Source organism: Palleronia rufa (assembly GCF_000743715.1).
Lineage (GTDB): Bacteria > Pseudomonadota > Alphaproteobacteria > Rhodobacterales > Rhodobacteraceae > Palleronia > Palleronia rufa.
Genome location: NZ_JQEY01000011.1, coordinates 106,443 through 113,503 on the forward strand (window position 1 = coordinate 106,443; position 7,061 = coordinate 113,503).

The following is a 7,061-nucleotide window of genomic DNA, read 5'->3' on the forward strand; positions in this document are numbered from 1 at the left end:
CCATCCGCCCGACACTCTAGAATGGGCGTATGAGATACATCATTATCCTGGCGCTCCTGACATCCTGCGGCGGCCGCGATGCGGCCCCCCTGGCGACGACCCAGGGGCCAGAGCCCACTTTGCCGGCGCCCGCGCAATCCCTGTTGCCCACGGTGAACATCGCCCCCGCCAGGGGCTGGCCCGCAGGCACTGCCCCGGTTCCCGCCGCGGGACTTCGGGTCGGGGCGTTCTACACCGGGCTGGACCATCCGCGCTGGATGCATGTCCTGCCCAATGGCGACGTCCTGGTTGCCGAATCGAACAAGCAGAAGAGCCCGCCCAAGAGCCTGCGCGGTTTCGTCGAGGGGCTGGTGATGGGGCGCGCCGGGGCCGAGGTGCCGTCGGCCGACCGCATCAGCCTGCTGCGCGATGCCGATGGCGACGGCGTGGCCGAACGGCGAACGGTCTTGCTCGACGACCTGACGTCCCCCTTCGGCATGGCGCTGATGGGCGGGTCGCTCTATGTCGCCAATACCGATGCGCTGGTGCGGGTGCCGTTCCGCGTGGGCGATACGACCGCCGGCGCGCCCGTCCATGTGGCCGATCTGCCCGCAGCCGGCACCAATCGCCACTGGACCAAAGGTCTGCTCGCCCGTGACGGAAAGCTCTATGTGTCGGTGGGCGCCGACAGCGACCACGGCGAGAACGGCCAGGAGGCCGAGGTCCGCCGCGCCGCGGTGCTGGAGATCGACCCTGCCACCGGCCGGGTCCGGGAGTTCGCCACCGGGCTTCGCAATCCGGTAGGGCTGGACGTGGACCCCGCGACCGGCACGATCTGGACCGTGGTCAACGAGCGCGACGAGCTGGGCGACAATCTGGTGCCCGACTATCTGACACGCGTCCGGGACGGGGATTGGTATGGCCGACCCTACGTCTACTGGAAGGACGCGGCCGATCCGCGCGTGGACCAGGCCGGGCGGCCAGATCGCGAAGCGGTCCGGCCGGACTATGCGCTCGGCGCGCATGTGGCGCCGCTTGGCTTGATCTTCGCGCAAGGGGTCCGTCTGGGCCGCGGGTCCGGTGCATATATCGGGCTTCACGGGTCATGGAACCGGGTCCCTGCCTCCGGCTACGAAGTCGTCTTCGTCCGGTTCGACGGAGGTCTTCCCGTGGGTCGCCCAGAGACTGTTCTGGGCGGGTTCCTGGACGCGGATGGCAACGCCCTGGGCCGCCCCGTCGGCGTTGAGATCGCGCGCGACGGCGCGCTTTTGGTGGCCGACGACGTCGGCAACACGATCTGGCGCGTCAGCCGCTAGAAGGCTGCCCGCTCACAGCACCATGAGGTCGAGCGGCGGGAAGCCGTTGAACCCGACGCTCGAATAGGTCGAGGTATAGGCACCGCAGTTGCGAATCACCACGCGGTCGCCGGCGCAGAGGCCGAGCGGCAGCTGCACCGGGCGCCGTTCGTAGAGCACATCGACGCTGTCGCAGGACGGGCCGGCGAGGATACAGGGGCCGGTATCCTCACCGTCGCGCCAGGTCTGGAGCTGGTAGCGGATCGCCTCGCCCTCGGTCTCTGCCAGTCCGGAAAAGCGCCCGATGTCCAGATAGACCCAGCGGTGCAGGTCGGTGTCGGACTTGCGGCTGACCAGCAGCACCTCTGCCGCGATCATGCCGGCGTCCGCGACCATCCCGCGACCGGGCTCCGCCATGATCTGCGGCGCATCGCCGAACGCGCTGCGGACCAGTTCCATCACCCGGGCGGCATAGTCGGAGAGGCCGTCCATGGCTTCCCCGTAGAAGGCAGGGAAGCCGCCGCCGATGTTCAGCAACCCAAGGTCGTGTCCCGCGGCGCGGGCCTCGTGCCAGATCCCGGCGACCTGTTGCAGCGTGCCTTTCCACATCTCCGCGAAACGGGTCTGGGAGCCCACGTGGAACGACAGGCCCACCGGCTGCAGGCCAAGGTCGGTGGCCATGGACAGCAGGCGCCGAACCCGATCCGGCGCGCAGCCGAATTTGCGGGTCAGCGGCCAGTCGGCGCCGTTCGGCTCGACGATGACGCGGATGTAGACGCGGGCACCGGGGGCGGCGCGCGCGATCTTTTCCAGCTCTTCCTCCGCATCGGCGGCAAAGAGGGTGATGCCGGCCATATGGGCGAAGGCGATGTCGCTCTCGCGTTTGATGGTGTTGCCGAAGGATATATGGTCGGGCCGCGCGCCCTGGCTTAGGCACAGTTCGATCTCGCCGCGGGAGGCTGCGTCGAATCCGCACCCCTCGGCCACCAGCCGCGAGATGACCTCGGGCGCGGGGTTCGCCTTGACCGCATAGTGAATTAGCGCCGACCCCAGTCCCGCCTTCAGGGCGTGGAAGTTCCGGGCGACGATCTGCGTGTCGAGCACCAGGGTCGGGCGGTCGAACGGGCGGGTGGCCGCAACCTCCTCAAGCGAGGGGGCAGAGCGGTGGCCGACGAAGTCGGAGGCTGGAAGGACCATGGTCATCTCCAATGGGACCGGAGGCCTGAAGCCTCTTAGTTTCACGGGAGACGTTACCGTCGCTACATGAGGCGGATCGGGTCCGGCAGACCAGAGGCGCGTGCGTTGGCGTCTTGACCGGCCATATGGAGGCGGGACTCCGCGGTTGCAAGGAATTTCTTGCCCGATTTGCCGCTGTTTTGAGCGACCTTTCGGCCCCCCGCCGGGCCTGGGACGGAATTGGTCAACGGGGCATCCGGCCGACGCGATCGGGGGTGAGCATCTCCGGCCAACCCATTGTTCTTTCGTAAGCGAACAGAGCCACGCTGATGGCGATGATCGCCAGGACGAACCGAACCTGCCTACCGGAGGGCGGCTTTTGCGCCCAACGTTTGGAGCGCATCAACCACAGCGCGTAATTCACTGCTCCGCATCCGGAATTTCCCGGAGGTATGCCACGATGGCGTCTATGTCGCCGTCCGGAAGGGTTGACAGGTTGCGCACCACCGCGGCCATCTTTCCGCCGGCGCTATCGTACTCCGGGGTCAGCCCCGTCTTGAGATAGGCGGCGACATCGGTGTCGGACCAGTCCAGCTGGTTCGGCGCGATCCCCGGGATCTTGCCTTTACCGCTGGGATTGGGCGCGCCCTGAAGCCAGGCGGACCGGTCCATACCCCCGAGCGCCGTGCGCGGCGTATGGCACTGGCCGCAATGAACGAGCGCTTCCGCCAAATAGCGGCCGCGCTCGATCTCGGGCGAGGCGGGATCCGTCAGCACCCAGCCGCGACCGGCATAGAGCCGCTTCCACACCCCGAGCGTCCGGCGGATATTGAACGGAAACGACAGCTCGTTCGGCCGGCTGGGCGTGTCGGAGACCGGCAGCGTCTCCAGATGCGCCGCGATGTCGGACAGATCCTGCAACTCCGCGTTCTCGTAGCTGGTGTAGGGCAGGGCAGGGTAGATGTGATAACCGCCGCGACCCACGCCGGAGGCAAGCGCCGCGACCACGTCGTTCGTGCTCCAGCCGCCGGTTCCCTCGGGACCGGGAGAGATGTTGGGCGCGTAGAGCGTGCCGAACTCGGTCTCGAACGCCTGTCCGCCGGAAAGCACGGGCGGATCGGTCTCATCCGCATCCGGCGCGATGTGGCAGGAGGCGCATCCGGCCAGCGTGAAGAGCGCGGCACCTCTGTCGGCATCGCCGGTCAGCCCGGCCGCGTCGACCGGGCGCGGCGCCGTGATCCACCATCCCGCCAACGCGCCCGCCGCGGCCAGTGCAGCGAGCGCCAGACCGAACAGCCGCATCAGTCGTCGGACATCTGGTAGTCCTCATGGCAGGCGCCGCAGCTCTTGCCCAGCGGCTGCATCTGTCCGGCGACGGCCTGCTGCCCGTCGGAGGCGACGTCGGCCATGGCCATCGCGGCCTCGTTGAGCGTGTCGAACCCTGAGGTGAAGTCGTCCATGTTCTCCCAGATGGCGGGAAGCGCCTTGACGCCCTCAAGATCGTCCGAGGACGTGCCCTCCGGCCAATAGCCGGTCTGCGGCAGGGACGACAGGGCCACCAGCCGGTCGGCTGCGGCCTGGGCGGCTTGTGCGTCGTACTCGACCTCTCCCTTGGCCATGCCGCCCAGCGTGCCGATCGAGAACGCGTAGTTCTGCATGATCCCCTGGCGGGCCTTTACGGGGGCCGGCTTGTCCGATCCGCCCTGCGACTGGGCGAACCCGGCGCCTAGGGCCAGGATAAGGGCGGCGGGAAGTAGATAGCGCATGTGACATCCTCCTGTCGGTCAGCCGGATCAGCAAACCATTCTGTGGCGCGGACGCAAAATCACGCACGCGTTACAGTGCGATGACCTTGCCGATATGGGGAAGGTTGCGGTTTTTCTGTGCATAGTCGATCCCATAACCGACCACGAAGGCATCGGGAATTTCGAATCCTGTCCATGTGGCGCGAATGTCGACCTCTCGGCGGGACGGCTTGTCGAGAAGCGCGATGGTCTCCAGCCGCTCCGGTCCGCGCTGGTGAAGAAAACCCATGACATGCTGCAGCGTGTGTCCGGTATCCACGATATCCTCGACCACCAGCACGTCGCGGCCGGCGATCTCTCCGCGCAGATCCTTGAGGATGCGAACCTCCCGGCTGGAGTGCATCGCGTTGCCGTAGGAGGATACTTCGAGGAAGTCGACCTCTACCGGCAGGTCCAGTTTCCGCACCAGATCCGCGATGAACACGAAGGACCCGCGCAGGAGCCCGATGACCACCAGCTTGTCGGTGTCGGCGAAGTGACGCTCGATCTCGCGCGCCAGCGATTCGATCCGTGCGGCAATGGCCCTGGCCGAGATCATCTCGTCGATGCGATAGCTGGCCTGCGTCATCGGTTCGCCCTTGATCTGGCCGCGAAATGGCCCGACATCCCCATGGCGCGACCCGCAGGAGAGATATGCCCAAGCATCACGAAACCCGCAAGCTGCCCTATACGGCGCAGCAGATGTTCGACCTTGTCGCCGATGTCGAATCCTATCCCGAGTTCATTCCGTGGATCTCCGCCGCACGGATCACCTCGCGCCGCGATACGGACCCCGGAGAGGTGCTGGAGGTCGATCTGGTGATCTCCTTCAAGGTCTTTCGGGAGCGGTTCAGAAGTCGGGTCACCCTGGATCCCGCCGCCATGCGGATCGACACCGAATATCTGGACGGTCCGTTCAAGCACATGGATTCGACCTGGCGCTTTTCCGATGCCGAAGGTGGGTGCGAGGTTCTCTTCGACGTCGATTTCGAATTCCGCTCGCGCCTTCTGGGGGCCGCGGCGAGCACGTTCTTCTATGACGCCATGCAGCGGATCGTGCGGGCGTTCGAGCGCCGCGCGGCAGAACTTTACGGTTAAGTCGCCGGTAACCCTTTGCAAATACAACTTATTCCTGTGCCTTCATGGCCGTGGGCCTGCCACAATCGGGGGTCATTGCCTGCCCGCAGTTTGACACAAGGAGACGACTGATGGGTTTACTGTTTGGGGGGCCGAGCCCGATTTTGACGAGCATCGCGCAGCCGGTCCAGAAGGCGACGCCGACGGTGACAGAGCCTGACAAGCCGGCCATGACCGTCGATACCCGCAGCGCCAATGAGCCGGAGCCGGCTGCGGCCCCGTCGGGGGTTGCCGAGGGCGAATCGAAGGAAAGCGCCGTTGCGGCGACGGTCGTTGCGGCCGGGACCGATCCCGCCGCCACGGTCGCAAGTACCGCCGTCGGGACGCCCGCCGGCAGTGCCGTGGAACCTCTGGCGACCACGGCTGGCGCCGCAGACCGGAGCCGCGCCGCCCCGGCCGCCGATGCCGGAGGGGCAGGGGCCGCGTCATTTGCGGACCGCGCCGAGAGCGTCGAGGATTCCGACGCCGCCGCCCGCGCAGCGGCCGAATCGGCTCGTGCGAGCTTCTCGCGCGATCGGCTCATCTCGACCGTCGCGACGGCGGGGCAGGGCGGCGCGATGGCCGAGAAGGCGGCCCTCCTGGCGGTTGCCGATGCCGGGTACAGCGAGGGCAAAGCCACATCCGAACCCAAGGCCGAGCCGTCGCTCGCCCGCGCGGTCTGACCGGCCCCGGGCGGCCTTGGATGGCCGCCCGGCGCCCCAATGCGGTGAATGCTCCCCGTGCGTCTTGGCCGCGATCCTGCAAGGGAGGTGCGGTCCAGGCGCGTGGTGGGACAGCCATGGGGGCTCCCCTGAGGCAAGGGTTGCCGGACCGGCTATCCTGCACCGGAATGGGATCCTTCCTGCCGGATGGCGTGAGGCCCACCGCCTGCGCACCACCCGTTCCGGCCCGCCGAGCCCGGGGTGTTGATTGAGAATATACAGGCGCACACTCGATCCACGGACGGAGTGCGATCCGTCGGCGGCTTCGCCTGCGGACCCGATGTGAAGACTCACCCATGGGTAAACGCCCTCTTTGGCCGGATTCCGGGTGCAGATGATCCCCCGGTCATGCCATGATCAGCAGGCAGCACGAACACGCCTCCAGTCCGCACCCGTGTCGGTGTCGTTCCGCAGCTAGATCGCAAACGTGACATGACCGTTCGCGTCGATCGGCCAGGCGGGGTTCCACGCGATCTCCCAGACATGACCGTCCGGATCGCCGACATACCCGCGGCGGCCGCCCTGGGGCGGAGCGTCGGGTTCGCGCAGCAGAATCGCACCGGCCTGGATGAGCCGGTCGATGACCGCATCCACGTCCTCCTCCGTGGGGACGTTATGCGCGAGCGAGAAGGCTCCGGGGCTTGTCATGCCGTGCTGTCGGGTGTCATCCTCTAGAGCATGATGAGATTAGCTTGAAGCGTATCCAGTATTGGCGAGGTAGTTCGCGCACTCCTGTGGGCTGAAGCGGTCGAGCAGTGTCCCGATCCTGCGCCACGTTGCCTCCATTGTGCGCTCGGCTGCGTTGCGGAGCATGTGTTTGAGCTTCGAGAAGACCTGTTCAATCGGGTTCAGGTCGGGGCTGTAGGGCGGCAGAAAAAGTAGATGCGCTTTCGCGTTACGGATCGCCTGCCGCACGGCTTGCCCTTTGTGGCTGCCCAGATTGTCCATAACCACCACATCGCCCGGGCGCAGGGTTGGGACTGTCTCTT

The 7,061-nt window shown here is 66.7% G+C and carries 9 protein-coding genes and 1 pseudogene; 3 read left to right on the top strand and 7 right to left on the bottom strand.

Translation table 11 applies throughout. The features are described from left to right. Positions 1 to 29 precede the first annotated feature (29 nt). Entirely contained in the window at positions 30 to 1,295 is a 1,266-nt protein-coding gene (locus KW83_RS13980; protein WP_036179996.1) for a PQQ-dependent sugar dehydrogenase, read from the top strand. A 12-nt stretch (positions 1,296 to 1,307) separates the two neighbouring features. On the opposite strand, the gene KW83_RS13985 is transcribed toward KW83_RS13980, so the two are convergent. From KW83_RS13985 to hpt, 5 genes are all read right to left on the bottom strand, one after another. Further along, positions 1,308 to 2,477 carry a type III PLP-dependent enzyme gene (locus KW83_RS13985; RefSeq protein ID WP_036179999.1) on the bottom strand — a complete coding sequence of 390 codons (1,170 nt, stop codon included), beginning with the start codon at positions 2,475 to 2,477 and terminating at the stop codon, positions 1,308 to 1,310. A gap of 217 nt (positions 2,478 to 2,694) precedes the next feature. Further along, the gene (locus tag KW83_RS21200; RefSeq protein WP_036180002.1) at positions 2,695 to 2,874 is read right to left on the bottom strand and encodes a hypothetical protein; all 180 of its coding nucleotides are present in this window, start codon (positions 2,872 to 2,874) and stop codon (positions 2,695 to 2,697) included. Next, positions 2,871 to 3,752 (bottom strand): cytochrome c, encoded by an 882-nt coding sequence (locus tag KW83_RS13995; protein WP_036180006.1) that lies wholly within the window; start codon positions 3,750 to 3,752, stop codon positions 2,871 to 2,873. Before KW83_RS13995 ends, KW83_RS21200 begins: the two co-directional genes overlap by 4 nt. Beyond that, positions 3,752 to 4,216: a c-type cytochrome gene (locus tag KW83_RS14000; protein ID WP_036180009.1), complete on the bottom strand. Its 465-nt coding sequence runs from the start codon at positions 4,214 to 4,216 to the stop codon at positions 3,752 to 3,754. Before KW83_RS14000 ends, KW83_RS13995 begins: the two co-directional genes overlap by 1 nt. A gap of 70 nt (positions 4,217 to 4,286) precedes the next feature. Next, on the bottom strand, positions 4,287 to 4,823 hold the full coding sequence (gene hpt, locus KW83_RS14005; RefSeq protein ID WP_036180011.1) for a hypoxanthine phosphoribosyltransferase: 537 nt from the start codon (positions 4,821 to 4,823) through the stop codon (positions 4,287 to 4,289). A gap of 65 nt (positions 4,824 to 4,888) precedes the next feature. Between hpt and KW83_RS14010 the strand changes: the two genes are divergently transcribed. Together KW83_RS14010 and KW83_RS14015 are read left to right on the top strand one after the other, a co-directional pair. Next, entirely contained in the window at positions 4,889 to 5,332 is a 444-nt protein-coding gene (locus KW83_RS14010) for a type II toxin-antitoxin system RatA family toxin (RefSeq protein WP_036180027.1), read from the top strand. Positions 5,333 to 5,442: 110 nt separating this feature from the next. Then, positions 5,443 to 6,033, top strand: a complete 591-nt coding sequence (locus KW83_RS14015; RefSeq protein ID WP_036180030.1) for a hypothetical protein — start codon at positions 5,443 to 5,445, stop codon at positions 6,031 to 6,033. Between the two features lie 453 nt (positions 6,034 to 6,486). Here the strand turns inward: KW83_RS14015 and KW83_RS14020 are convergent. After that, positions 6,487 to 6,729: pseudogene (locus KW83_RS14020) on the bottom strand (VOC family protein); the annotation flags it as partial. Between the two features lie 30 nt (positions 6,730 to 6,759). After that, a partial coding sequence (locus KW83_RS14025) for an IS630 family transposase (RefSeq protein WP_036180078.1) occupies positions 6,760 to 7,061 on the bottom strand: 302 nt, incomplete at its 5' end.

What these genes read in the sequence shown, in the direction of transcription:
- KW83_RS13980 (WP_036179996.1), top strand. Translation starts at nt 30, where the DNA reads ATGAGATACATCATTATCCTGGCGCTCCTGACATCCTGCGGCGGCCGC.
- KW83_RS13985 (WP_036179999.1), bottom strand. Translation starts at nt 2,477, where the DNA reads ATGACCATGGTCCTTCCAGCCTCCGACTTCGTCGGCCACCGCTCTGCC.
- KW83_RS13995 (WP_036180006.1), bottom strand. Translation starts at nt 3,752, where the DNA reads ATGCGGCTGTTCGGTCTGGCGCTCGCTGCACTGGCCGCGGCGGGCGCG.
- KW83_RS14000 (WP_036180009.1), bottom strand. Translation starts at nt 4,216, where the DNA reads ATGCGCTATCTACTTCCCGCCGCCCTTATCCTGGCCCTAGGCGCCGGG.
- hpt (WP_036180011.1), bottom strand. Translation starts at nt 4,823, where the DNA reads ATGACGCAGGCCAGCTATCGCATCGACGAGATGATCTCGGCCAGGGCC.
- KW83_RS14010 (WP_036180027.1), top strand. Translation starts at nt 4,889, where the DNA reads ATGCCCAAGCATCACGAAACCCGCAAGCTGCCCTATACGGCGCAGCAG.
- KW83_RS14015 (WP_036180030.1), top strand. Translation starts at nt 5,443, where the DNA reads ATGGGTTTACTGTTTGGGGGGCCGAGCCCGATTTTGACGAGCATCGCG.